The sequence below is a fragment of the Rhodanobacter sp. FW106-PBR-R2A-2-24 genome (assembly GCF_058789615.1).
This window is the reverse complement of the sequence record NZ_JBYTBV010000001.1, coordinates 1-24,505: the sequence shown is the minus strand read 5'-3', so window position 1 is coordinate 24,505 and position 24,505 is coordinate 1. Positions and strand designations below refer to the sequence as shown.

At 65.2% G+C, this 24,505-nt stretch carries 22 protein-coding genes and 1 pseudogene; 12 read left to right on the top strand and 11 right to left on the bottom strand.

What is annotated here, in order from left to right; genetic code table 11:
• Nucleotides 1-21: 21 nt before the first annotated feature.
• The 3 genes and pseudogenes from AC3WQA_RS00115 to AC3WQA_RS00105 all read left to right on the top strand — a co-directional run.
• A pseudogene (locus tag AC3WQA_RS00115) lies at nt 22-1,347 on the top strand (efflux RND transporter permease subunit); the annotation flags it as partial.
• Nucleotides 1,344-1,694, top strand: coding sequence for a copper-binding protein (locus AC3WQA_RS00110; protein WP_369492406.1), 351 nt, complete (start codon nt 1,344-1,346; stop codon nt 1,692-1,694). The pseudogene AC3WQA_RS00115 and the gene AC3WQA_RS00110, both read left to right, overlap by 4 nt.
• A 131-nt stretch (nt 1,695-1,825) precedes the next feature.
• Nucleotides 1,826-2,167, top strand: a complete 342-nt coding sequence (locus AC3WQA_RS00105) for a hypothetical protein (RefSeq protein ID WP_492673241.1) — start codon at nt 1,826-1,828, stop codon at nt 2,165-2,167.
• Between the two features lie 134 nt (nt 2,168-2,301).
• Here the strand turns inward: AC3WQA_RS00105 and merR are convergent, their stop codons facing one another.
• Nucleotides 2,302-2,709, bottom strand: coding sequence for a mercury resistance transcriptional regulator MerR (gene merR, locus AC3WQA_RS00100; RefSeq protein ID WP_369492408.1), 408 nt, complete (start codon nt 2,707-2,709; stop codon nt 2,302-2,304).
• Nucleotides 2,710-2,778: 69 nt separating this feature from the next.
• Here merR and merC point away from each other — a divergent pair, with 69 nt between their 5' ends.
• Both merC and AC3WQA_RS00090 read left to right on the top strand, forming a co-directional pair.
• Nucleotides 2,779-3,201 (top strand): organomercurial transporter MerC, encoded by a 423-nt coding sequence (gene merC / locus AC3WQA_RS00095; RefSeq protein WP_369492409.1) that lies wholly within the window; start codon nt 2,779-2,781, stop codon nt 3,199-3,201.
• A 70-nt stretch (nt 3,202-3,271) separates the two neighbouring features.
• Entirely contained in the window at nt 3,272-3,487 is a 216-nt protein-coding gene (locus tag AC3WQA_RS00090) for a GDCCVxC domain-containing (seleno)protein (RefSeq protein WP_369492410.1), read from the top strand.
• 86 nt (nt 3,488-3,573) lie between these two features.
• Here the strand turns inward: AC3WQA_RS00090 and AC3WQA_RS00085 are convergent, their stop codons facing one another.
• The 10 genes from AC3WQA_RS00085 to AC3WQA_RS00040 form a co-directional block, all read right to left on the bottom strand.
• Nucleotides 3,574-4,587: a YncE family protein gene (locus tag AC3WQA_RS00085; RefSeq protein ID WP_369492411.1), complete on the bottom strand. Its 1,014-nt coding sequence runs from the start codon at nt 4,585-4,587 to the stop codon at nt 3,574-3,576.
• Nucleotides 4,588-4,655: 68 nt separating this feature from the next.
• A complete protein-coding gene (chrA, locus tag AC3WQA_RS00080) occupies nt 4,656-5,891 on the bottom strand; it encodes a chromate efflux transporter (RefSeq protein WP_369492412.1) in 1,236 nt (411 codons plus the stop codon).
• Nucleotides 5,888-7,378, bottom strand: coding sequence for a multicopper oxidase family protein (locus tag AC3WQA_RS00075; RefSeq protein ID WP_369492413.1), 1,491 nt, complete (start codon nt 7,376-7,378; stop codon nt 5,888-5,890). The genes chrA and AC3WQA_RS00075 overlap by 4 nt, the downstream gene beginning before the upstream one ends.
• Nucleotides 7,379-7,422: 44 nt before the next feature.
• On the bottom strand, nt 7,423-7,929 hold the full coding sequence (locus AC3WQA_RS00070; RefSeq protein WP_369488104.1) for a DoxX family protein: 507 nt from the start codon (nt 7,927-7,929) through the stop codon (nt 7,423-7,425).
• Complete coding sequence (locus AC3WQA_RS00065) at nt 7,926-8,249, bottom strand: PadR family transcriptional regulator (protein ID WP_369488103.1); 324 nt, start codon at nt 8,247-8,249, stop codon at nt 7,926-7,928. The genes AC3WQA_RS00070 and AC3WQA_RS00065 overlap by 4 nt, the downstream gene beginning before the upstream one ends.
• Nucleotides 8,250-8,350: 101 nt before the next feature.
• Nucleotides 8,351-8,968, bottom strand: a complete 618-nt coding sequence (locus AC3WQA_RS00060; RefSeq protein ID WP_492614687.1) for a cation efflux transmembrane domain-containing protein — start codon at nt 8,966-8,968, stop codon at nt 8,351-8,353.
• A complete protein-coding gene (locus AC3WQA_RS00055) occupies nt 8,965-9,609 on the bottom strand; it encodes a class I SAM-dependent methyltransferase (protein ID WP_369488101.1) in 645 nt (214 codons plus the stop codon). Before AC3WQA_RS00055 ends, AC3WQA_RS00060 begins: the two co-directional genes overlap by 4 nt.
• Before the next feature lie 11 nt (nt 9,610-9,620).
• The gene (locus AC3WQA_RS00050) at nt 9,621-10,691 is read right to left on the bottom strand and encodes a DMT family transporter (protein ID WP_369488100.1); all 1,071 of its coding nucleotides are present in this window, start codon (nt 10,689-10,691) and stop codon (nt 9,621-9,623) included.
• Nucleotides 10,692-10,926: 235 nt separating this feature from the next.
• Complete coding sequence (locus AC3WQA_RS00045; protein ID WP_369488099.1) at nt 10,927-12,021, bottom strand: glycosyltransferase family 9 protein; 1,095 nt, start codon at nt 12,019-12,021, stop codon at nt 10,927-10,929.
• A 162-nt stretch (nt 12,022-12,183) separates the two neighbouring features.
• Complete coding sequence (locus AC3WQA_RS00040; protein WP_369488098.1) at nt 12,184-12,486, bottom strand: PepSY domain-containing protein; 303 nt, start codon at nt 12,484-12,486, stop codon at nt 12,184-12,186.
• A gap of 432 nt (nt 12,487-12,918) precedes the next feature.
• Between AC3WQA_RS00040 and AC3WQA_RS00035 the strand changes: the two genes are divergently transcribed.
• From AC3WQA_RS00035 to AC3WQA_RS00005, 7 genes are all read left to right on the top strand, one after another.
• Nucleotides 12,919-13,626, top strand: coding sequence for a heavy metal response regulator transcription factor (locus tag AC3WQA_RS00035; RefSeq protein WP_492673240.1), 708 nt, complete (start codon nt 12,919-12,921; stop codon nt 13,624-13,626).
• The gene (locus AC3WQA_RS00030) at nt 13,616-15,085 is read left to right on the top strand and encodes a heavy metal sensor histidine kinase (RefSeq protein WP_369488096.1); all 1,470 of its coding nucleotides are present in this window, start codon (nt 13,616-13,618) and stop codon (nt 15,083-15,085) included. The genes AC3WQA_RS00035 and AC3WQA_RS00030 overlap by 11 nt, the downstream gene beginning before the upstream one ends.
• A gap of 8 nt (nt 15,086-15,093) precedes the next feature.
• Nucleotides 15,094-15,570: a DUF2127 domain-containing protein gene (locus tag AC3WQA_RS00025; RefSeq protein WP_369488095.1), complete on the top strand. Its 477-nt coding sequence runs from the start codon at nt 15,094-15,096 to the stop codon at nt 15,568-15,570.
• A 57-nt stretch (nt 15,571-15,627) separates the two neighbouring features.
• Entirely contained in the window at nt 15,628-17,121 is a 1,494-nt protein-coding gene (locus AC3WQA_RS00020; RefSeq protein WP_369488094.1) for a TolC family protein, read from the top strand.
• 43 nt (nt 17,122-17,164) lie between these two features.
• A complete protein-coding gene (locus tag AC3WQA_RS00015) occupies nt 17,165-18,118 on the top strand; it encodes an efflux RND transporter periplasmic adaptor subunit (RefSeq protein WP_492673239.1) in 954 nt (317 codons plus the stop codon).
• 102 nt (nt 18,119-18,220) lie between these two features.
• The gene (locus AC3WQA_RS00010; protein ID WP_369488092.1) at nt 18,221-21,307 is read left to right on the top strand and encodes an efflux RND transporter permease subunit; all 3,087 of its coding nucleotides are present in this window, start codon (nt 18,221-18,223) and stop codon (nt 21,305-21,307) included.
• A 108-nt stretch (nt 21,308-21,415) separates the two neighbouring features.
• Nucleotides 21,416-24,409, top strand: a complete 2,994-nt coding sequence (locus tag AC3WQA_RS00005; RefSeq protein WP_369488091.1) for a Tn3 family transposase — start codon at nt 21,416-21,418, stop codon at nt 24,407-24,409.
• Nucleotides 24,410-24,505 lie beyond the last annotated feature (96 nt).

The window sequence follows — 24,505 nt, the reverse complement described above, 5'->3', positions numbered from 1 at the left end:
CCCGGTTTTTCGTTCCATTGCTCCCCAAACCCCATGTTCGAGACCACGATCACCTTCAAGCCGAAGGACCAGTGGCGTCCCGGCATGACGATGGACAAGATCAAGGCGGCGCTGAACCGCGCCGTGCACGTGCCAGGCCTGACGAACCTGTTCGTGCCGCCGATTCGCAACCGCATCGACATGCTCTCCACCGGCATCAAGAGCCCGATCGGCATCAAGGTGCTGGGTACCGATCTGGCGGCACTGCAATCGGTGGCCGATCGCATCGAGGCCGTCGCACGCACCGTGCCCGGTGTGCGCTCGGCGATCGCCGAGCGCCCGGCCAGTGGCCGCTACGTCGACGTGCACATCCATCGGGACGCGGCGGCGCGTTACGGACTGACGCAGGATCAGGTGCAGCAGTTGATCGCCACCGTGGTCGGTGGCGATCCCATCGGCCAGAGCATCGAGGGGCGCGAGCGCTTTCCGATCGTGGTGCGCTACCCGCGCGTGGACCGCGACTCGGTGCAGGCGTTGCGGCAACTGCCGATCGTGGCGGCCAACGGCGCCCAGCTCACGCTGGGCCAGATTGCCGACATCACGGTCGCGGCGGGACCGTCGATGCTGAAGAGCGAAGACGGCCAGCTGGCCACCTACGTCTACGTCGACACCGATAGCAGCAACCTCGGTGGCGTGGTCGCCCGGCTCCAGCGCGCGGTGGCGCAACAGGTCACGCTGCCCGCCGGCGTCACGCTGGACTGGTCGGGCCAGTTCCAGTACCTGGCCCGCGCCGCCCAGCGGCTCCGGCTGGTGGTGCCGGTGGCCTTGCTCATCGTCTTCGTGCTGATCTACGCCGTGTTCCGGCGCGCGGTCGAGGCGGCCCTGATCATGGCGAGTGTGCCGCTGGCGCTGGTCGGCGGTCTATGGCTGGTCTGGTTGCTGGGCCAAGCCGTATCGGTGGCGACGGTCATCGGCTTCATCGCCCTGGCCGGCGTCGCCGCGGAGTTTGGCGTGGTGATGCTGCTTTACCTGCGTCATGCCTGGGATCGGCAACTCGCGGCCAACCCGCAGGCGGGTATCGAGGCGCTGGACGCGGCCATCCGCGAAGGCGCGGTTCAGCGCGTACGACCCAAGGCGATGACGGTGGCCGTAATCCTGGCGGGTCTGTTTCCGATCCTGCTGGGCCATGGCGCCGGCTCTGAAGTCATGCAACGCATCGCCGCCCCCATGATCGGCGGCATGGTGACCGCACCTCTGTTGTCCATGCTCATCCTGCCAGCCGCATTCCGCCTGCTCATGCGGCACCGACTGCGCAAGTCCGCACCAGCCACCCCGACGTTCCACCCACCTCAGGAGATCCAATCATGAAGAAGCAGGTTTTTACCCTGGCCTTTCCCGGTGCGCTGGCCTTGGCCTCGACCGCCGCCTTCGCCCAGCAGATGGATCCGAACATGCCCGGCATGGCCGGGATGCAACCGGCCAAACCCACCCTGGCGCAGGGCGTGGGGATCGTCAAGGCCATCGATACCACCAAGGGCACGATCACGCTCCAGCACCAGGCCATTACGGCCATCGGCTGGCCGGCGATGACCATGACCTTCAAGGCCGATCCACCGGCGCTGCTGCAAAAGGTGAAGGTGGGCGAGTCGGTGCGATTCACCCTGCATGCGGCCGGTATGGCCAGCACGGTGACGGCGATCAGCCCGGCAGGTTGATCGGGAACCGCCGCCAACCGGCGCTTGCCTCCGGCAGGGGCCAACCGGCGGCGGTGGTGGTGTGGCCACGTGCCTCGTGAGGTTTGTGGCCGCGCTTATCACGGTAGTCCGCTGTTTTTGGAGTACGAACGATGAAATTGCACGCTGCGTATCTCGGTACCGCCCTGCTACTCACGGGCTTGGCCATCGGCACGATCGCGCACGCGACCAATGCTTACGCCGACGGCTGGATTGGTCATGTCAACGGCCGGCAGCTGGACATCTGCTACCGGGTTACGCCACTGCCTGCTGTCGGCACGCGACTGCAAGTCATGCGGGTGGCTTACGTGATTCCCAGCAAAGGCGTGCCCATTGAACACTTCGTCGCGAACGGGCAAGCCACGGTAACGTCGATCACGGACGCGCATTGCGTGCGGGCCGAACTGACCCAGGGCACGGCGCAGTGGGCAGATCACGCGCGGCCCATGCCCTGAATGGGCGCGACGACGGGGCCGCCAAGGCTGCATGCTCCGCGACGGGCCATGGCGGAGTGGCCAGGGCGTGGTTACACCATCCAGCCGATGCGCTTCACCGGCGTCAGGCCTGCCGCACCCTGCCTGTCGCCATGTCAGCGGGCATGCAACGAGGCGATCAGCGGGCAGGACACGTTGCGCCGACGCGTGCCGCATTGCTCGACAAGCGCAGCGAGGGCCGTCTCCATACGTGCGAGGTCGGCCAGCCGGTTGCGTACATCGGCCAGCCGCAGCGCGGCCAGACCGGCCGCTTCCGTGCAATGGGTGCCGTCCTCCAGCCGCAGCAGCTGCGCCACCTCATCGAGGCTGAATCCCAACCGCTGCGCGGATTTCACGAACTTCACCCGCGCGACCTCCGCGTTTCCGTAGCGACGGATGCCGCCCAGCGGACGAGCGGGTTCCGTCAACAGGCGCTTGCGCTGGTAGAAGCGGACCGTCTCGACATTGACTCCGGCTGCCTTGGCGAAGGCGCCGATGGAAAACGTTTCCTGCGTGGAGGGCATGGACTTGACTCCGTACTTGACTACGGGAATACCTTAAACCTCCGGCATTCCGCACGAAAGGAGAACCCCATGTCCCTGCTCCCTCGGCTGGCCGACAAGGCCGGACTGATCGGCAGTGTCGTCTCGGCAGCGGCCTGCGTGAATTGCTTTCCCGCGCTGGCCAGCCTCGGTGCGGCGATCGGGCTGGGCGTACTGAGTCCGTATGAAGGCCTGTTCATTCGTATCCTGTTGCCGGCGTTTGCCGCCATCGCGCTGTTCGCCAATGCGCTGGGCTGGCTCAGTCACCGGCAGTGGCGGCGTGCCGCGCTCGGTGTGCTCGGCCCGCTGCTGGTGCTGGTGGCGGTATGGGTGATGCGGGCCAGTGGCCATCGCACCGGATGGCTCCTCTATCCAGGCCTACTGCTGATGGTGGCGGTCTCAGTCCGCGATCTGCTGGCGCCAGCACCGAGCGCATCCTGTCGCACGGCCAGCGATGCGATGGATGCCCACTGAATCGACACGATAGACACGGGCGCAGCGAAGACCCTGCCGACACTATCCATTCATTTCTCCGGCGAAACGCATGACGACCGAACTCATCCTGCAGAACACCCTGACGTGTCCGCATTGCGGCCACCAAGCCACCGAGACCATGCCGACTGACGCGTGCCAGTTCTTCTACGACTGTGCGGGTTGCGGCGAGATGCTCCGGCCGAAAGCGGGCGACTGCTGCGTGTTCTGCTCGTACGGCAACGTGCCGTGCCCACCGATTCAACAGCAGAAATCCTGCTGCGGTTAAGCGGTGCGGGAATGCAGGAGAGGTGCCATTGCCTCGTCCTTCGCGTCAACCGGCAGGTGCAACGGGTGAGCCACTCGGCGTGACGATCAGGTGCGAGGTTGCATGATGCGCAGCGCCGTTCTCCCCTCAAGGTTCTTGAGTGGAAAATAGGTACGGTGCGAGATGGGATCGACCGCGACGACATGCGCGTTCGGGCCGAGCATGCCTTCGCCGATCTTGGTCACCGTGCCGTTCTGCGCTTTGAAGACGGAAACGATGCCCGCTTCACCCGCGACGTAGATCCAGCCAAGCTGCGGGTCGATGGCCAGCACGTCGGGATCACCGCCCACTGCGAACGTGGCGACCACGCGGCGGCTGGCGAGGTTCAGCACCAGCAGCCTGGCGTTGTCCTCGCAAGCGATGAAAGCAAGGCGCTGTGCCGGTACGATCAGCAGGCCGTGATTGCCTTGGGCGCCGGCCAGATCAATGCGCGCGATCACCCGGTCGGTCGCCGGATCGATCTCGGCCAACTGGGCGCGCGTCTGCACGTTGGCAAAAATGTGCCTGGACACGGGGTCGTACTGGGTGTTGCCGACCTGGCCATCGAGCGGAATGGTCGCCACACGCGCGTTCGTGCGCACGTCGATCACCGTATCGGTACCACCCGTTTCGTCCGAGACATAGAGTTTGTGTGCCTCGGGGGCATAGGCCATGCCGTCCGGGTAAACCCCGGCCGGCGCGCGTGCCACCACCTTGAACGTGGCTTCGTCGATGGCGACCACCTGATCGGTGCCGGTCGCCGTTGCGTAGACGCGGCCGAGGGCCGGAATCGCCAGCACGCCATGCACGTGGCTGATGCCGGCGATCCGCGCCACCACCTTTTGGGCCTGCGTGTCGAACACGATCACCGCGCTGTCGCCCAGGTGCGCAATGAACAACAAGTGCCGCCCGGGATCGAGGCTTGCATAGTCCATTCGCGTGGTGCCGCCGCCGAGCGGCACATCCGCCACCTTGGTCAACGGTAGCGCCTGACCGGTACTGGGTGCCGCCATGCAGGCCAACGCCGTGCCCAGCAATGCCACCATCCACCCGATGCGGCGCAGCAAGATCAACGTGTTCAAGGGCACTCCATCGGTCAGGTTTGAATGTGGTCTTCGGCGGCCGGCAAGATGCTTTGTCTTGCGACGCGTCAGATCCAGACGGTGCGCAGGAGTGAAGCCACGACACACCAGGCCACCACTGCCAGCGCAGGCCAGCGGGCGGCAACCAGCAAGGTGAAAGCCACCAGCGCAATGGCAAAGTCGCCGGCATCGTGCACGGCGCTGATCCATACCGGATCGTAGAGCGCGGCCGCCAATAAACCCACCACAACCGCATTGACGCCGGCGAGCATGCGGGCGGCCCCATCGCGCGCGCCCAATGCCCGCCAGAACGGCAGCGCGCCGGAAACCAGCAACAGCCCCGGCAGGAAGATCGCCAACAAGCTGACCGTGGCGCCCAGCGCGCCGCCTTGGCCGCCATACAGACGTTCGCCGAGGAAGGCCGACAGCGTGAACATCGGCCCGGGCACCGCTTGCGTGGCGCCGTAACCGGCAAGAAACGTGTCGTTGCTGAGCCAGCCCGGATCGACCACCGCGCGCTTGAGCAGCGGCAACACGACATGACCGCCGCCGAACACCAGGGCGCCAGCGCGATAGAACGCACCGGCCACCTGGGCCAGTGGCGGCAGGTGAGGTGCGACCACCACGGCCGTCACCAGCAAGGCGCCAAAGAAGACCAGCAATGTGCCGCCCGAGCGGCGGCCATAGTGCAAGGCAAACGTCGCGCCACGTCGCGCCGTCACCTGCCGGCACAGCAACGGGCCCAGGGCCGCACCACCGACAACGATTAGCAGCTGCATCCAGGCACTGCCACTGACGGCAATGAGTCCGGCCGCTGCCGCAGCCATCAGGGCGCGTGAGCGATCGGGCGTCAGCGTCCGCGCCATGCCCAGCACACCTTGGGCGACCACGGCCACGGCCACCAGCTTGAGCCCGTGGATCGCACTCTGACCCCATGGTCCCGCGATGTGGCTGCTCCATGCGGCGAACACGAACAGCAGCAGCGCCGAGGGCAGTGTGAAACCGATGAAGGCGGCGATGCCTCCCAGCCACCCCGCACGCAGCAAGCCGAGCGAGAAACCGAGCTGGCTGCTCGCCGGTCCGGGCAGAAACTGGCACAGCGCGAGCAACTGACCGAAGTGTTCTTCATCCAGCCAGCGACGCCGCTCGACGAACTCCCGGTGGAAATAGCCCAGGTGGGCGATCGGACCACCGAACGACGACAGCCCGAGTTTCAGAAACGCGGTTCCGACCTCGGCGACGCTGCCGGGAGGGCTATCGCCGGGTGTCTGCTCATGCTGCGGTGATCGATTCGTCGGCGTCATGCGCAGTCGAACAGCGCCATGAATCCGAAGTCCATGTGCAGCTGCATGTGGCAGTGGAACAACGTCAGGCCCGGCTGGTCGGCGGTGAAGTCCACCTCCATCGTCTGGTAGCCGCCCAGCATCGCCACGTCCTTGATCACGCCACCGGTCGGTTGCCCGGCAATGCGCGTGATTTCGAAGCTATGCCGATGCAGATGGATCGGGTGGATGTCGTCGGTGGCATTACGCATGCGCAGCCGGTAGCGGCGACCGCGCTTCAGATGCCAGGACACCGGCATCGTCGCCATGTCGAAGGCGACGCCGTTGATGGTCCAGCGGTTGAAGCCATGGTCGGCGGCGTTGTCCTTGGCGAACAACATGTCGATGGTCTCATCGGGTGCCGGCACAGGGCGCTTCGGGTCGGCGAAACGACGGTAATCCCAGGCAAAGGCTGCCGGTGCGCGCCATGCCGGCTTGCCGCGTTCACCGGCGTACTCGATCACGATGCCCATGCCGTTGCCGCGGTCGTCGTCGGCGAGATCGCCCAGCACCCAGACGCCCGGTTGCGTCATCTCGACGATGGCGCTGATGCGCTCGGCGGTACCGATCCACAGCACCGGCACCTCGGCCGGATGTGGCACCGGGTTGCCGTCCAGGGCAACCACCCTGAACGTGTGACCGGGCAAGGCAAGGCTGCGAATCTCGGTGGCGCTGCCGTTGAGCACGTGGAACAACACGCGCTCCCCGCGCTTCACCCGCACCGGCTCGCCGAAACCGAGCTGGCGACCGTTGATGGTGAAGATGCGATAGCCGACCTCGTAGCCCTTCTTCATGCCGCTGGCCAGCGAGGCCTTCATCGCCTGTTCACCGTGCTCCTCCAGGCTGTGCTCGCGATCGCCGGGATGCAGGAAGTCCATGGCCATGTCGCCGCCCTGGCTGAAGAACGGCTCGAACTCCTTCAAGGTCAGAAACACCTCGCGGTCGTAGGCGCCCGGCTCATGCCTCGGCTCGATGTACACCGGGCCGACCTGGCCGTTGTACTGGCCGCGGGAAAGATCGGAACCGGCGCGCAGGTGCGTGTGATAGAAGCGAAACCCCGCCGGCCCCGGCACGAAAGCCTGGCGCCGCATGCCGTGGGGAACCAAGTAGGGTGTGCCCTCCTCGGCGGCGCCATCGAACGCATCCGGCACGGATTGGCCGTGCCAATGCAACTGCTCCGGCGTGTTGGTCTCGTTGTGGATGTCGACGATCACCTGGCGCCCCTCCTTGAAGCGCAGCAGCGGCCCCGGAAACTGCCCGTTGTAGGCCGTCATCGACAGGAACCGCTGCGGCCCAACCTCGATCAGGCTGGTGCCGATGCCCAGGTCGTAATCGGCCTTGCCGACCGGGCGCATCGGCGCGTTGGACAAGGGGTTGGTCGCGGGCGATCCACGCACCAGTCCGGGGACGCTGCCGCTCAGTGCAGCGAACCCACCCAGCTTCAAAAATGCGCGTCGATCAATCGGCATGGTTTCAGCTCTCAGGAATAGGTAAAGGATCCAGCATCAAGCCGTCATGATCTGTGCGTAACGGGCCTGCCCACTCGTCGCGCCCATAGGGCGTCCATCGACCAGCGGCCGCCGCCGACGATCAGCAGGAAGATGCACCCCAGCAGCATGTCGACATCCGTGCGCGCCTCATGCGCCATGCTCCAGAAGCCGTAACGCGACAAGTGAACCAGGTGGAATCCCCAGAAGCCGTGCCCCAGCAGCATCGGAATCTTGGTCGAGACGATGGCCACGATCATGTCGATGATCAGCGGAATGGCTGCGAGACGAGTCAGCAAGCCCACGGTGATCAGTGCTCCGCACACGATCTCGACGATGCCGACGAACGGACCGGTGAAGTTGGGCCACGGGATGCCGAATCCGGTGAAACGGCCGGCGCCCATGATCGCCGGAAACATCAGCTTCTGGATGCCTTCCGGGAAGAACACCACCAGGCCGACCAACAGGCGCACCAGTACGATCCAGTCTCTGTCGCGGGTGTCCAACCAAGCCCGCATGCTCGTCAGTTTCATGGTCGGCTCTCCTGCGCGGTCTGGTGAAACAGTTCGCCGAACAGTTCCTGGACCTTGCGCTTGGCACCCTTCAAGGCGCGGCGCCCTTGCGGAGTGATCCGATAGAAGCGGCGGTTCAACTTGCCGGTGGTGATCTGCGTGGAGGTGAGGTAGCCCTTCTTCTCCAGTCCGTGCAGGACGGGGTACAGCGTGCCGGGACTGAGCTGATAGCCGTGATGGGCCAGCTCGTCGATCATGGCTTGGCCGTAGATAGGGGCTTCCGCCGCGTGGTGCAGCAGATGCAAACGGATCAATCCGGCGTAGAGGTCTCGATCGTCCATCGTGACGAGAAGCTATCGAAAGACGATATCGTGTTCCGATAGAAAGGCAGCGTCAAGACAGGTGCGGATGGCTTGCCGTCCGCGTCGAAGCGGCCGGGGCGTCAGCCTGTGCCTTGCACGGCATGGCTGGCCCGACGCAGAACACCGAGTCCCGAGTGCAACAGCAGCAGCGCCAGGCCGAGCGCCACCAGTCGGTCAGGCCACGCGGCATCGAACATCCATACCCCGACGGCGGCAAGCAGCACAGAGAGATTCGCAGCGATGTCATTACGGGAACAGATCCACACCGAGGCCATGTTGAGGTCGTCATTCCGGTGTCGACGCAAGAGCATCAGGCACAGGCCATTGGCGGCGAGCCCCAGCAAACTGAAGCCGCCCATCCAGGTGAACAGCGGTTCGGCGGGATGCCAGAAACGCCAGCCCAGCTGGGCGAGCACCAACAACCCGGCTGCCACGATCAATCCACCCTTGATGCGGGCTACATGAGCCTTGGCCAGTGCGCTGCGTCCGACCGCCCAGAGACTGACGAGATAGGTCAGCGCATCGCCGAGGTAGTCGAAACTATCCGACAAGAGCGCCGACGAGTGGGATGCCATGGCGGCACCCACCATGACCACAAACGCGATGGCATTGATGACCAGCACCGCCTTCAGCACGCCCCGTTGACGGGATGCCAGTTGCGCCGCCGCTTCGCCACAACAGTCCGCACAATGGGTCACTCGATCACTTCTCCGTACTGGTGGGGTGCTCGTTGGAACAGCGTGTAGAGGAACTGCTGGGTGGTGCCGAACGGGGTTGCGTGGAACTCCAGCGTGCTGTCGATCAACGTGAAGCCGTCACCAAGTTCGCGAACAAGTCCCTCGGTATCGTAACGGACCGTATCCAGCCCGCTGCACTTCACCGGGCCCTGCGGACCGAACGTGGCCAGCACCGCGTGGCCGCCCGGCTTCAGGGCGCGGGTCAACTGCCGCAGGTAGCGTGCGCGCTGTTCCGCGTGGGTCAGGAAGTGGAACACGGCGCGGTCATGCCACAGGCCGTAGCGGGCCTGTTGCAACGGTTCGTCGAGCAGGTCAGCCGTCAGCCAGGTCACCCCGTCCGCCGCCTTGCCCAGGCGTTCGCGGGCGACATGCAGTGCCTCGGCGGAAATGTCGAGCACGTTGAGGTCGCGGTAGCCGCGTGCGAGCAGGTCGTCGACCAGGGTCGACGCGCCGCCGCCCACGTCGAGCACGGCGGTGTTGGGGTCGGGTGCGGCGCGCTCGATCAGCGCCAGTGAAATGTCCAGATGCGGGCGGTACCAGCTGACCGCATCCGACGCCTTGGTCTGGTAGACCGATTCCCAGTGCTGCTGGTTGTCGCCCATAAGATGCCTCTTCAGGAGTGGCGATGCCGGTGGTGGATGTCCGGAAAGTGCGCGTGGCTATGCACCAGCGGATCGTGCACATGCGGATGGGTGTGGGGCTCCTTGCCGTCCCACGGGAAGTCATGTGCGTGTTGGTGATGCTCGTCGTGGCGATGGCGATGATCGTGCGCCAGCGGCTCGTGCACGTGCTCGTGAGCATGACGCTCGCTGACATGCAGCCAAACACCCACAGCCATCAGCACTCCGGCCACCCAGAACGCAAGGCCTGGGTACTCAGTGAACAACAGCAACGACAGCGCGGCCCCGACAAAGGGCGCGGTCGAGAAATAGGCACCCGTACGCGCGGTGCCCAAGCCGCGCAAGGCGAGCACGAAAAGCACCAAACTCAAACCATAGCCAACAAAGCCGAGCAATCCTGTGGCCAACAAGGGCAGCGCGTTGGGAAAGCGGTAACCAAGGATCAGGGCAAGCACCACATTGATGGCGCCGGCCACGCCACCCTTGATCGCGGCGATCTGCATGGGATCGCCGCCGGCCACCTGCCGTGTCAAATTGTTGTCGATGGCCCAGCACAGGCAGGCACCGGTGATCGCCAAGGCACCCCAGGGAATGTCGGTGTTCGTCTGACGCTGCCAGGAAAGCAGCACGCTGCCGGCAATGATCGCCAGCATGCCGAGGAATACCCGGCGATCCACATTTTCGCGGAACACCACCCACGCAATGACCGCGGTCAGCACCCCTTCCAGATTGAGCAGCAACGAAGCGGTCGAAGCGGGTGTGCGTGTGAGCCCTACCATGAGAAGGATCGGGCCGAGTACACCGCCCGCCAGCACGGCGCCCGCCAGCCACGGGACATCGCGCCGGATCAACGGCGCTTCGGTCGGCGCCTGGTGGCGTACCTTGCGCAGCAGTATCCACAACGACAGCCCGATGCCTGAACCGGCGTACAGCAATCCCGCCAGCAGCAAAGGCGGAATCGTGCCGATAAGCAACTTGGCCAATGGCGTGCTCAGTCCGAAGAGAACGGCGGCGGCCAGTGCCTGCAGGATGCTTCGTGTTTGATCGGAGTTGGGTTGTTTCATGGTCCCATGATAGGGACGATGGTCGATAGATTGGGAAGAGGCGGTGCGCCATATTTGGCAAGCCAACCCCGAGGTGCAGGCCGCGCGGGCGGATATGGACGCGGCCCAGACCCGTGCGCCTTGTCCAAACGGGGGGCCGTCCAGTTGCGGAACCACCCAATGTCCGCTCCAGTGCATGTTCCACACGACCGCGAGATAGCGTGTCTCGTCGATGGGTACCGGATGCAAAATTCCATCATGCAAGCCTCCTGGGCGTCAGGAGGTTGTCTGGCCCATCGGATGATGAGCGTTGCGGCGGATCCGGCACCGTCAGATCGAGCCAGTCCAACGCGATGGTGGCGACTTCAGCGGCAAGCATGGTCCGGGTGTCGATGGCTGTATGGCCCTGTCCGCATGGACCGTATTTTTTCGAGCACGTGGCCTTGAACAGGCCGAGAGTCGGCGTGCCGCTGGCGACGGCCAGGTGCATCACGCCGCAATCCGCGCTGATGAAACCATCCATGTTCGCGATCACCGCGGCAAGGTGGCGCAGGTTGCGCGTGTAGTAACAAGGGAAATCTCCACCAAGCTGGCTTTGGCCATGTTCAGCCACCAGATCCACGATGCGAAGATCCGGTTGTCGGGCCAGCAGCGTGTGGATGAACTGCATCCACCAATCTGTGTCGTAACGTTTGTCGTCCGTGGCGTTGGCGAATATGCCGACGACAGCTGGGCCGACGACAGCTGACGTGCCATGCGATCGCTCCGTTTCGCCGAGGATTGCTGCCAGCGTCTGCCGGGCTTGCGTCATTTCAGCGTCCGATATCCGCAGATTGAGCGACGGAAAAGCTTGCCGGACCGCTCCCGCATACGCAGCGCGCAGCAGGAATACGCTGCGATGCGCCTGATGTTCTGGGCAAGGCATGGCGCGCAATGCCGCATGCCTGCTTCCATGCTCGTCCGGATATCCCAGCTTGAAACGTGCCCTGACGATGGCCAACAGCAAACGGCCGGACTGCGAGCCATAGCTGGCATCGATGGCCAGATCGTAGGTGTTGCCTCGTAGTTGTCGGAGCAAACGGGCGGTCGACCACAGATGCCGCGCGATTTTTCGCGGTAGCGAATAGATCGCACGAACCTGGAAGCGGTTGGCGAATAGGCTCTCCGCCGCACAGCCGCCGTTGACCATGTCGATCTCGGCACCGGGATACAGCGTCTCGATTTCCGTCAGCAGGGGACTGAGCAGAATGGTGTTGCCCAGGCGGTGATTGGGGCGGCAGACGAGCACGCGATGGATGCCGCGAACCGGTAGTTGGTCAGGTTCGCACAACTGTGCTTCGATGGATTTCAACAGACGCTGAAAGCAGAACGCAACGAGACAGCGCCGTAGGTGATTTCTGCGTTCGCCTGCGGCGGGTCCCGGCGGACCGTTGTTAGGCAATTGCGTCAAGTACGCCCACACCTCTGGAAATGCAGGGTGATGGCAGGCTATTTGCTGTGATCGCGGTACACGTCAATCCGCGTCGTTGTTGTCGAGCGAGTTTTCCAGCACCTTGCCGGTCTTCGCGTCGACACCAACCTCATGCGTGTTCTTGCCCGCCTTGATGTCGAACGAGTAGCGCAGTCCACTGCCGCCGGCCTCCTGCTCCAGTTCGCCGCTGACGATCCTACCGGGGAAGGTCTTCAACGCGATCCTGCGCGCCTGCATCATGCTGATTTTCGCTTGCGTGGCCGGCTGGGAAGGCGTCTGGGCCTGCGCGACCGTCACAAAGCCACACAGGGCGACCGGGAGGACGAGGATGATCGATTTGCGCATGTTTTTCTCCGGCGTGGATGATGAGGAACGCCGCGCGCGACGAGCATGCGGCGAGCTGTACCTGCACCCTACGTCGCCACACTTAGTCCGCCCTTATCGGCCGGCCATGACCACGGCTTTCAATCCAGCCCGCCAGATCTGCCACGAAAGGTGAAGGTGGACAACGCCTTCTCGACGAGCCACCAGCCTGCCGCCACCGGCAGGTCCTGGCTTGCGAACAGACAGCGTCGGGAACGCCTGCGCCGAGTCGGAGTACCCGAGGAAGCATGATGCTTAGGCGATCGCCTGACGCTGGCGTTGTAGCCGAAGAGCTTCCAACACTTTGGATGCCTCTCACCTTGAGGGTGTCCCTGCGCGGGTCATGCGCCGCATCCGCCAACCGATGCGGTTCCGTGTCAAGGTGGGGCGTCGAACGTATCATCTGGCTTGCGGATGACTTCACCGAACCCCCACCCAATCATGCGAATACTCGTTGCCGAAGATGAGGTCAAAGCCCGGCGCTACCTGGCTCGGGGCTTGGGAGAACAAGGCTACTCGGTCGAACTCGCCGAGGATGGCAACGTGGCGTTGACGTTGCTGCGTGAGCACGCCTTTGACGCGGCGGTGCTGGATGTAATGCTGCCGGGCCGCGATGGCTGGAGCATCGTGCAGACCATGCGTAGCGAGGCGATCCGTACCCCGGTGCTGTTTCTCACCGCGCGCGATCACGTGGAAGACCGCGTGCGCGGCTTCGAGATCGGCGCCAACGACTACTTGGTGAAACCCTTCGCTTTCGCCGAGCTGCTGGCGCGGCTGCGCAATCTGTTGCGCCAGGGCGAGCCGACGGGTGAAGCGGCGATGCTGCGCGTGGGACCGCTGCTGATCGACTCGCTGCGCCACCAAGTCACCCGAGACAGCCGGACACTTCAGCTCACGCCGAAGGAGTATGCCCTGCTGCTGCTACTGGTGCGGCACCGTGGACGAGTGCTGTCGCGCACGTTGATCGCCGAAAGTGTGTGGGGCATTTGCTTTGAATCACAAACGAACGTGGTCGACGTGGTGATCCGGCGTTTGCGCAGCAAGTTGGATGCGCCATTTGCTGCGCCGCTGCTGCACACCGTGCGCGGTGTCGGCTACATGCTGGACAGCCATGAGCATTGAACTGCCGTGGCGGCGGCGCTCGATCGGCGCGCGGCTGAGCTTGCTCTACACCCTCGTGGCGCTGACCGCCGTCGTCCTATTCGCCGGCATCACCGACTGGCGCCTGTCGACCAACTTTAGCGCCGAGCATCTGCGTTTCATGCAGGCCAAGGTGGCCGAGTTGCAGATGGACCTGAACGACGCCGAGGGCAAGCCGCAGGTGCTGCTGGGCGAGATCGCGAAGGAAACCGAGGGCACGCGCTTGCGTCAGTACGAGGCGCGCGTGCTCATCGGTGGGCACGTGCTAGGCGAGACGCCGGAGATGCGGCGCGAGCTGCCCGTTACGGTGTTCCCTCCCGCCACCGACGGCCTGCCGGCGGGGCCGCTGCAACCGCATCACGCGGACCAGTATATCTACATGCTGGCGACAGTGCGATTGACCCGCGTCAACGGCGACACACCACCGGAACTGCAGCTGGCATTGGACGTGACCCGCGACGCAGCGCTGCAGAACAGCCTGCGTCGCGCGCTGGCATTGGCGTTTCTGCTGCTGGTGCCGCTGCTGGCGTTCGCCGGGCGCTGGGTGGCGGCGCAGGGGTTGGCACCGCTCACGCGTATCGCCGGTGCCGCGCGCGCGATCACGCCAGTTGACCTCTCGGCCCGATTGCCACTGACACCGCCGTGGCCGGACGAGCTGCACGACTTGGTGCTGGTGTTCAACGCGATGCTGGCACGGATCGAGGAGGCGTTTTCACGACTGTCGCGCTTTTCGGTTGATCTGGCGCACGAGTTGCGCACGCCTCTGGCCAACCTCAGTGGCGAACTGGAGGTGTGCCTGATGCGCCCGCGCGACGCGGCAGATTATCGCACGGCGCTGGAGTCGGGCCTGGAAGAATGCCGGCGGCTCAATGGGCTGATCGAGAACCTGCTGTTCATGGCGCGCGCCGAGCACGCCGAGCAAGCCCTGCGCTGCGAGTGTTTCGATATAGCGCAAGCCTTTGCCTGGGTGACTGCCCAGCATGCCCCAAGCGCGACCGCTCGCGACATCCGCATTCGTCTGGACGGCGCCGCTACAACAGTGGCCGATCCGCTGTTGCTGCGGCAGGCGCTGGCGAATCTTCTGGGCAATGCCATACGCCATTCGCACGACGGTGGCGAGGTGCGGATCACGTTGCAGGAAGTGGCTTCCGGTGTCGACATCCGCGTGCAGGACGACGGCGAAGGCATCGAGGCGGCGCACCTGACGCACCTGTTCGATCGCTTTTACCAGGTGGACGCGGCGCGGCGTCGCGGCGTCGGCCAAGGCACCGGACTAGGGCTATCCATCGTGAAAACAATCGTCGAACTGCATGGCGGCACAGTGCGCGTGGAGAGTGTGCGCGGCCGCGGTACCAGCGTGACCATGCATGTGCCGTCGGCCCTGCAGATCCAGCCCGGCACATCAACTGGCACGCCATCGCCGACATCCGCGCACCTATGAAGCCAAACTTGGCCCATGTCGCGCATCGCGCGTTCAAGATCGGCATCGTCATCAAAGGGCTGGATGGCCTGTTGGAACTGGTGGGCGGCAGTGCGCTGCTGCTGACCGGTCGACCGGCGATTCATCACGCCGTGGCGCTGCTCACGCGGCAGGAGCTGATCGAGGATCCGCACGATGTCGTCGCCAATTACCTGCAGCACATGGCGCAGCAGCTCTCGCTGAGCACGCGGCATTTTGCGGGAATCTATCTGCTCGCGCATGGACTGGTGAAGATCGTGATGGTGGTGGGGTTGCTGCGTGGGCTGCGCTGGTCATACCCGATGGCGGTCGTGCTGATGACGACCTTCATGGGCTATCAGGGCTACCGGCAGCTCCATCAGCCTTCGTTGCTGCTTGGCCTACTCACCGTCATCGACGTCATCGTGACGTGCCTGATCGTGCGCGAGTGGCGGCATCTACCCGCCAAGACTCCGCCCATCGAATGACAGAAATGACATCCAACCGAGCGCGGTTCATCACGAACGTCCAACTATGCTCGCTGGATGAAAATCCATGCGTACGAGGCGATCACGCTAGCAGCGAAGACCCGAGGTGGTTCGAGTGCCAGTGCCGTGCGCACCGCACTCAGCGCGCTGCTGACGCTCAGCGTTGCCGCCTGCGCATCGGTTCCTAGTTCGCCCGTCCCCGACCTGCAGCATCAGGCACAGGCGCTGCAAACGCGTCGACTGGATGATCCAGGCTTGGTTGCCGCCGAGGCGCGTTTGCATCTGCCCACCTCCGCCGATGTGACATGGACGCCGGATCGCGTCACCGTGGCGGCCTGGTACTTCGACCCCACCTTGGCGCAGGCGCGCGACACAGCGCAGCGCGCCGAGGCCGACGCGGCGCTGGCCGCCCAGCGCGCCAACCCTACCCTGCAACTAAGCCCGGAAAAAGCCATTAGCGGCCTCGACGTCGCTTCGCCGTGGACGATCGGTGCATCGCTACTGCTGCCGCTGCTGCATCCCGGCGAGTCGGCTGCACGGCGTGACATCGCGGCCGCCCACACGGAACAGGCCCGTGATCGAGCGGCGCTGGCGGTCTGGCGGAGCCGCGCGCGCGCCGTGACAGCGCTGCGCGAGGTGCTGCTCGCGCGCCGTGCGCAGGCATTGGCTCAAACGGTCGCTATTGCCCAGGCCAGCTATCTCGATGGCGTGCGCCGGCGTGTGGCAGCCGGTGCCAGCAGTCGCGACGCGGAGCTGGCGGCGGAGCTGGCGGCGCAGGGCGCCGCTGCCGACCTGGCCAATCGCACAGCGCAGCGCATCGCGGCGGAACATGCCCTAGCCGGTGCGATCGGCGTACCGTGGTCGGCGCTGAATGGCGTGCCGTTGGTGTGGCCACAATTGGATGCGCCGCCCCCGCCAGCCGCGCTGCCAACGGGAGCGCTGGCCCAGGCGGCCGCCTGGAACCGACTCGACCTCGCCGCACTGCTGGCGCAGTACCGGGCCAGTGCAGCACGGCTGCGCTTGGCGGCGGGCACGCGGTATCCGACAACCGCGGTGGCACCGGGCTACATCTACGACCAAGGGCAGCGCAAGTTCGGGTTCGGTGTCGATATCGAACTGCCACTGTTCCACGGTGCCGGCGCGCGCATCCGCGCGGCGGCCGCCGCGTGCGATGAGGCTGCGGCGGCGGTACAAGCGCGACAGGCGCAGATTCTCAACGCCCTGGATGCTGCACGCGCCGATTACACCGCACGCTACGCCGCTTGGCAGCGTACGCTCGACGCGGCCGCCGCCGCCCACCAGACCGCGGCGCATGCTCGCGTGCAGCGTCGCGCCGGGCAGATGGATCGCGGGCGCGAAACGATCGCCGAGGTAGCCGCTGCGCACACCGACCTGGCCGCCGTCGATGCGCTTGGTGCCACGCTGAATGCACTCGGCCAACTGGAAGACGTGTTGCAGCGACCGCTATGGCCCGCTTCGACGCTGGCACCACCCTCGACAGCGAATCCGCTGCCATCCTCCTCACTAACCGAGACTGCCCATGCGCACTGATTCCGGTTGGCGTCGCGTCGCTTTCGTCAGCGCCTGCGCGGCCGTGCTGGCGCTGCGGATGCCATCCCTGCATGCCGCCACCGACACCGACGGCGGCGTGACGTTGCCCGCAGCCAGTGTCAACGCCAGTGGCATTACCACCGTCGCGCTGCAGGCAACGAAACAGACTACACAGGCACAGGCCATCGCCAGCGTAATGGATCCGCAACCGCTGCTGGCGCTGGCGGCGCAGTTGCAGGCCGCGCACGCCAAGGCAGTGGCCGCCGCGGTCGCCGCCCACAGCGCCAATGCCGAGGCCAAACGCTCGGCGGCGCTCTATCGCGATGGTGAAAATACCTCGCTGCAGCAGATGCAGGCGGCCGCCGCCGCGGCCGCACAGGCACAGGCGCAGGCGCAGATCGCACAGACGCAGGAGGTGGCGGTGCTCAGCAGCGCGCTAGCGCAGTGGGGGGCCTCCTTGGCAGCGCTGGCCGCGCGCGGACCGTCGGCGCTGGAAGACTATGCGGACGGCCAAAGTGCGCTGCTGGCCGTGGCCATGCCCGTGGATTCACCCGCACCGGCCGGCGACACCGTCGTATTGTCGCTGCCTGGCCGCAGCTCGCTGCCGGCCCATCTGATCGGAACCTCCCCGCGTGCCGATGCGGTTGTTCAGGGCGCGACCTTCTTCTATCGCGCCGACGGCGCCGGGTTGCGCACGGATCAGCGGCTGACGGCCACGGTGCCGCTGGCAGGCACCGCGCAGACCGGCGTGACGGTGCCGACGGCGGCGGTGATCTGGTACGCCGGTCAGCCATGGGCCTATGCCGAGACCGCAGCTGGCCACTACCAGCGGCGGCCGCTGAGTGTGGCGGCACGCAACGCCAGCGGCTGGTTCGAGGCGAGTGGCTTTCGCGCCGGCGAACGAATCGTGGTGCGGGGTGGCGAGTTGCTCCTCTCGCAGGAACTGTTGCCACCGCCCGGCGCGAAGCCCGCCGGAGGCGATGACGATGACGATTGAGGCCGGCCTGGTACCGGCCGATCGATCCACACCGCATCGCGCGGACATCGAGGTCTCGATCCACCGCGCGATTCCATCCTGCCGCGCCACAGGTACCGGCTCATGTTGAATGCGATTGTCGGTTTTGCGGTGCGCCTGCGCGGGGTCATGATCGCGCTGGCCGTGCTTGCGACGACCTACGGCGTGCTGGCGCTGGGGCGCGCCCGGCTCGACGTATTCCCGGAATTTGCACCGCCGCAGGCGATCGTGCAGACCGAGGTACCGGGCTTTGCCCCCAGCCAGGTCGAGACGCTGGTGACGCAGCCATTGGAGAACGCGCTGGCCGGTGCTGGCGAGCTGACCAGCATGCGCTCCAAATCGCTGCAGGGTCTGTCGATGATCACCCTCACGTTTCGCAACGGCGCCGATCTGCAGCGCGTACGCCAGACGGTGAGCGAACGGCTACAGCGGGTGGCCAGCACACTGCCCACCGGCGCACGCACACCAGTGCTGCTGCCGCTGTCGTCGTCATCAGGCATCGTGCTGACGATCGGCGTGACCTCGAAGAAACTGGACGCGCTGCAGCTGCGCACACTGGCCGACTGGACGCTCAAGCCGCAGTTGCTGTCCGTGCCCGGCGTGTCCGACGTCAGCGTCTTCGGCGGCGACCAGCGCCAGCTGCAGATCCAGGTCCACCCGCAGGCGCTGGCACGCTATGGCCTGTCGATGCAGCAGGTGATGGCAGCGGCACGTCGTGCCACCGGCCAAGCCGGCGGCGGCTTTGTCGAGAACGCCAGCCAGCGCATCGTGCTGGCGCCCACCGGCCTGGCGACCACACCGGCGCAGATCGCCGAGGTGGCGCTGAAAACGCATCACGGCGCGGTGCTGCGGCTGGGTGACGTGGCCACGGTGAGCAACGCTGCGGCGCCGGCCGCTGGCGCGGCCACCATCATGGGCCAGCCCGGCGTGATGCTGGTGATCGCCGAGCAGTACGGGGCCGACACCGTACGCCTGACCCAGGCACTGGATGCGCGGCTGCAGTCGCTGAAACCCGCGCTCGCCGCGCAGCACGTGACGCTGTACCCGGCGTTGTTCCGCCCGGCCAACTTCATCGACGCGGCGGTCAGTCATCTGCGCGATGCGCTGCTGATCGGCGCGGCGCTAGTGCTGGCCGTGCTGTTCCTGTTCCTGCGCAACGCGCGGGCGGCGCTGATCTCGGCGGTGGCGATTCCGCTGTCGCTGCTGGCGGCGGTGGTGGTGCTGGAGCACTTCGGGCTGGGGCTGAACACGATGACCTTGGGCGGTCTGGCGATCGCCATCGGCGAAGTGGTGGACGACGCCATCATCGACGTGGAAAACATCGTGCGCCGGCTACGCTTGAACCGGCTCGACGCCGCGCCGCTGCCCGCCGCGCAGGTGGTGCTGGCCGCCTCGCTGGAAGTGCGCGGCGCGGTGATCTACGCCACCTTCATCGTGGCGCTGGTGTTTGTGCCGGTGCTCACGCTGTCCGGCGTGGCGGGCAGCTTGTTCGCGCCGCTGGGCATCGCCTACATCGCCGCGATCATGGCCTCGCTGGTGGTGGCATTGACGGTGACGCCGGCGTTGGCGCTGACCCTGCTGCGTGGCAGCGACAACGCACCGGAACCGGCGCTGCAGCGGCGCATCAAGCAGCGCTATGCCGGCCTGCTGGCGCGCGTCGAGCGGCATCCGCGCGCGCTGCCGATCGTGGTGGCGGTGCTCTGCGTGGCCGCGTTGGCGGTGCTGCCGTTCCTGCAGAGCAGCTTTCTGCCGCAACTGCGCGAAGGCCACTACATCGTGCATATGCGGCTGGCGCCAGGTGCCTCGCTGCAAGCCTCGGAGGATCTGGGTGCGCGTGTCAGCCAAGCGCTGCTGGCGGTGCCGGGCGTGCGCTCGGTGGCGCAGCGCACTGGCCGCAGTGCGCGCGTGGTCGATCCCTCGCCGATCTTCGCCACCGAATTCGAGGTGGATCTGAAGCCGCTCTCCGGTTCCAGCCAGCAGCGTGTGCTCGACGGCATTCAGCGGGCGCTGAAGCCGTTTACGGGGAGCGCGTTTTCGGTCAATACCTTTCTAACCGAACGCATCCACGAAACCCTGTCCGGCTACACCGCACCGGTGGTGGTGAAGATCTACGGCAACCAGCTCGACCAGCTCGACCGCGTGGCCCAACAGTCGGCCACGGTGCTGTCCCGCCTGCCGGGCACCGCGAACGTGCAGGTGCAGGCGGCGCAGGGTGAGCCGCAACTGTCGATCCGCCTGCGCCAAGACGTGCTCTCGCGCGACGGCATCGCACCGGCCGATGTGCTCGACACTTTGCAGGCCGCGTACGCCGGCACGCGGGTGGGACAGGTGCTGGACGGCAACCGCGTGTTTGACGTCGAGGTGATCCTGCCGCCATCGCTGCGACTGGATCCGGCCAGCGTTGGCGCATTGCCGGTCATCGCACCCGATGGACGCCAGTGGCCGCTGTCGGCGCTGGCCAATCTGACGATGAGCCAGGGGCGCGTGATGGTGCTGCACGAAGACGGCCAACGCGTGCAGGTGGTCACGGTGAATCTGCGCGGGGCCAACGCCGCGACGTTCACGCGCCAGGCGCAGCAGGCGCTGGCGCATGACATCACGTGGCCACCCGGCACCTATCCAGTGTTCGGCGGCGATGCGGCCGCGCAGTCGGCGGCGACCAACCAGTTGCTGGCGCACGCCGCGCTGGCGCTGGCCGGGGTGATTGTGCTGCTCTATCTGGCCCTGCGCAGCCTGCGTTCGGTGACGCTGGTGCTGGTCAATCTGCCGTTCGCGCTGGTCGGCGGCGTGGCGGTAGCGCTGCTGATGGGTGGCACGCTGAGCTTGGGCGGACTGGTCGGTTTCGTCACCCTGTTCGGCATCAGCGTGCGCAACTCGATCATGTTGGTGTCGCACTACCGCCATCTGGTTGAGGTCGAAGGCCTGCCATGGAACATGGACACCGCGCAACGCGGCGCCGCCGAGCGGCTAGTGCCGATTCTGATGACGGCGCTGGTGACCGCACTCGGGCTGTTGCCGCTGGCCCTCACGGCCGGCGCGCCGGGCAACGAGATCGAGGGCGCGATGGCCGCGGTGATCTTGGGCGGACTGCTGACCTCGACAATCCTCAACCTGCTGGTGCTGCCGGTGATGGCCGTACGCTGGCTCCATTTTGCCCCAGCGACGCCGTGAGGCAGACGTGCGCGTTGGCGGTTGCGCGTTCAGCTCGATTTGGTGGCGTTTCGACGCGTGGACTTACAAACTTCGCTGTGAACAAGCCTTCTACGGAAGAAAATCCCTATGCCTGTCAGCTATGTCACCGAGGAGCAGCGCGACAGCTATGGCCGATACAACGGCGAACCGTCTAGCGACGAGCTGGCACGCTATTTCCATCTCGACGATGCTGATCGCGCGTACATCGCTCGCAAGCGCGGCCATGCCAACCGCTTGGGCATCGCGCTGCAGCTCACGACACTCCGCTACCTGGGAACATTCCTCGACGATCCGCTGGATCTACCGCCACTGGTGCTATCCACCGTTGCCAGACAGCTGGGTATTACGGACACAGATCCCTCTCTCGATGACTACCGGACTGGTGAACTCAGGTGGGATCATCAGCGCGATATTTGTCGTCAGTACGGCTTCGTCGAAATCACCAAACCGCCCATCGGCTTTCGGTTGGGGCGCTGGCTGTACGCGTTGTGCTGGACGGGAACGGAGCGACCCAGCGCTCTATTCGAGCGAGCCACAACATGGCTCCTGACGCACAAGATACTGCTCCCGGGTCGCAGCACGCTCGAACGATTTGTCGCGAGTGTAAAAAGTCGCGCCGAAGAGCGTCTATGGCGTCGTCTGGGTACCCGGCTCTCGGATGCGCAGCATGAGCGTCTTGAGCAGTTGCTGACCGTGCCGACCGGCAGCCGCTATTCGCTTCTGGATCAATTGCGCTCAGGCCCCACCCGTGTCAGTGGCCCAGCGCTCATTCAAACGCTGATGCGGCTTCGAGAGGTTCGGGAGCTCGGGATCGATCTACCTACCGTGTCGCATCTTCCGGCTAGTCGCATCACGGCGCTGGCCCGCTTTGCGGGGGCCGCCAAAGCCAGCGCGGTGAGCCGCTTGCCCGAAGTTCGTCGCCTCGCGACCCTTGTGGCATTCGTGCACTGCCTGGAAGCTACCGCGCATGATGACGCCGTCGAAGTTCTTGAAATGTTGCTGCGGGATGTCTTTGCCACGGCACGAAAGGAAGACCGGAAAACGCGTTTGCGCACGCTGAAAGACCTCGATCGTGCAGCCACGCTGCTGGCCGATGCTTGCCAAGTGATGCTGGACACCACGCTCCCGGACAAGAAACTACGCAAAGCCTTGTTCGCCAAGGTGCCACGCGACATCCTCGCCCAGGCCCTTCAGGAAGTGAGCAACCTGGTGCGACCACCCGACGATGTCTTTTACAGCGAGCTGAGTGAGCGCTATCGGCGCATCCGCCGCTTTCTACCCTTTGTCTTGGAGAACCTGCGCTTTGGAGCGAGCCCCGCAGGCGAGGCCGTGGTCGCCGCCTATGAATGGCTTCGCTCGCACCCCGGGCGATTCAAGGCCGACGATGACGTCCCGCGCGATGTCATTCGCAAGCGCTGGCAGCGCTACGCGATTCGCGACGACGACAGCATCGATCACCGTGCTTACACCTTCTGCGTGCTCGACGAATTGCATACGTCATTGCGCCGACGCGACGTGTTCGTCGCACCCAGTTGGAAGTATGCCGACCCGCGCGCAGGGCTGTTGAGCGGCAGCGAATGGGAAGCTGCGCGCCCCATCATCTGCCGCACGCTCGATTTGTCTCCAACACCCTCATCGGCGCTCGTCGCGATTACCAAAGAACTCGATGAGACCTACCGCGCGGTAGCGTCCCGGCTCCCAGACAATCCTGCGGTGCGCTTCGAGGGCGAGAACGACCTGGTCGTCAGCTCCCTCGACAAGCTCGAAGAACCAGCGTCTTTGCTGGCCTTGCGCGCTGCGGTTAATGAGCGTTTGCCACGCGTGGACATTGAAGAGGTATTGCTGGAGATTGCGGCCCGTACCGGTTTCACCGATGCCTTCACCCATCTCACCGAGCGGTCTGCTCGTGCTGCGGAGCTTCCGATCAGCCTCTGTGCCGTATTGCTGGCTGAGGCGAGCAACACGGGCTTCGAACCCCTCGTTCGTGCCGACATCGCTGCACTGAAACGATCGCGTCTGTCGTGGGTCGACCAGAATTACCTCCGCAACGACACCCTGGTTGCGGCCAATGCCATCCTGGTGGCGGCTCAGAACCGGTCGATTCTGGCCCATCAGTGGGGTGGTGGCGACGTGGCGTCAGCCGACGGGATGCGTTTCGTCGTGCCCGTGCGCACTGTGCATGCGGCCGCCAATCCGAAGTATTTCGGTCGGGAACGCGGCGTGACCTGGTACAACCTGATCTCCGACCAGTTCAGCGGTCTCAACCACATCACCGTGCCGGGCACGCTGCGCGACAGCTTGATCTTGCTGGGCGTGGTGCTCGAACAGCCCACCGAATTGCAGCCGACGCAGATCATGACCGACACCGGCGCATACAGCGACGTGGTGTTCGGGTTGTTCAGGCTGCTGGGGTACCGGTTCTGTCCCCGATTGGCGGACGTCGGCGGCACGCGATTCTGGCGCATCGATCCCGAGGCCGACTACGGCGACCTCAATGCCGTTGCCCGCCAGCGGGTGAAACTGCCATTGATCGAGGAGCAGTGGGACGACATCCTGCGGCTGGTGGGCTCGCTGAAACTGGGTCGTGTACCAGCCAACGGCATCATGCGAACCTTGCAGATCGGCGACCGTCCAACCCGTCTGGCCCAGGCCTTGGCTGAGTTCGGACGGATTGAAAAGACCCTGCACACACTGACCTATATTGACGATGAGGCGAAGCGGCGTAGCACGTTGACCCAACTCAACCGTGGCGAGGGGCGTCACAGTGTGGCGCGCGCCATTTTTCACGGAAAACGCGGCGAACTCCGGCAACGCTATCAGGAGGGTCAGGAGGACCAGCTGGGCGCGCTGGGCCTGGTGCCCAACATCGTCGTCTTGTGGAACACCATCTACATGGAGGCGGCACTGGATCAGTTGCGTCAAGACGGTTTTCCCGTACGGGATGAGGACGTCGCACGGCTGTCGCCGCTCAGCCATGACCACATCAACATGCACGGCCGATATTCCTTTGCCGTGCCCGAGGCAGTGGCCCGCGGAGAACTACGCCCGCTACGAGATCCCAACGATAGGGAAGGCGATTGAGAGGATGAGTGCCCCCGGAGGGGTGTTTGGCTATCTATATGGTTTCTATGGATAAATAGACCTTATCCCGGTTTTTCGTTCCATTGCTCCCCAAAC

What these genes read in the sequence shown, in the direction of transcription:
- AC3WQA_RS00110 (WP_369492406.1), top strand. Translation starts at nt 1,344, where the DNA reads ATGAAGAAGCAGGTTTTTACCCTGGCCTTTCCCGGTGCGCTGGCCTTG.
- AC3WQA_RS00105 (WP_492673241.1), top strand. Translation starts at nt 1,826, where the DNA reads ATGAAATTGCACGCTGCGTATCTCGGTACCGCCCTGCTACTCACGGGC.
- merR (WP_369492408.1), bottom strand. Translation starts at nt 2,709, where the DNA reads ATGCCCTCCACGCAGGAAACGTTTTCCATCGGCGCCTTCGCCAAGGCA.
- merC (WP_369492409.1), top strand. Translation starts at nt 2,779, where the DNA reads ATGTCCCTGCTCCCTCGGCTGGCCGACAAGGCCGGACTGATCGGCAGT.
- AC3WQA_RS00090 (WP_369492410.1), top strand. Translation starts at nt 3,272, where the DNA reads ATGACGACCGAACTCATCCTGCAGAACACCCTGACGTGTCCGCATTGC.
- chrA (WP_369492412.1), bottom strand. Translation starts at nt 5,891, where the DNA reads ATGACGCCGACGAATCGATCACCGCAGCATGAGCAGACACCCGGCGAT.
- AC3WQA_RS00075 (WP_369492413.1), bottom strand. Translation starts at nt 7,378, where the DNA reads ATGCCGATTGATCGACGCGCATTTTTGAAGCTGGGTGGGTTCGCTGCA.
- AC3WQA_RS00070 (WP_369488104.1), bottom strand. Translation starts at nt 7,929, where the DNA reads ATGAAACTGACGAGCATGCGGGCTTGGTTGGACACCCGCGACAGAGAC.
- AC3WQA_RS00065 (WP_369488103.1), bottom strand. Translation starts at nt 8,249, where the DNA reads ATGGACGATCGAGACCTCTACGCCGGATTGATCCGTTTGCATCTGCTG.
- AC3WQA_RS00055 (WP_369488101.1), bottom strand. Translation starts at nt 9,609, where the DNA reads ATGGGCGACAACCAGCAGCACTGGGAATCGGTCTACCAGACCAAGGCG.
- AC3WQA_RS00050 (WP_369488100.1), bottom strand. Translation starts at nt 10,691, where the DNA reads ATGAAACAACCCAACTCCGATCAAACACGAAGCATCCTGCAGGCACTG.
- AC3WQA_RS00040 (WP_369488098.1), bottom strand. Translation starts at nt 12,486, where the DNA reads ATGCGCAAATCGATCATCCTCGTCCTCCCGGTCGCCCTGTGTGGCTTT.
- AC3WQA_RS00035 (WP_492673240.1), top strand. Translation starts at nt 12,919, where the DNA reads ATGACTTCACCGAACCCCCACCCAATCATGCGAATACTCGTTGCCGAA.
- AC3WQA_RS00030 (WP_369488096.1), top strand. Translation starts at nt 13,616, where the DNA reads ATGAGCATTGAACTGCCGTGGCGGCGGCGCTCGATCGGCGCGCGGCTG.
- AC3WQA_RS00020 (WP_369488094.1), top strand. Translation starts at nt 15,628, where the DNA reads ATGAAAATCCATGCGTACGAGGCGATCACGCTAGCAGCGAAGACCCGA.
- AC3WQA_RS00010 (WP_369488092.1), top strand. Translation starts at nt 18,221, where the DNA reads ATGTTGAATGCGATTGTCGGTTTTGCGGTGCGCCTGCGCGGGGTCATG.
- AC3WQA_RS00005 (WP_369488091.1), top strand. Translation starts at nt 21,416, where the DNA reads ATGCCTGTCAGCTATGTCACCGAGGAGCAGCGCGACAGCTATGGCCGA.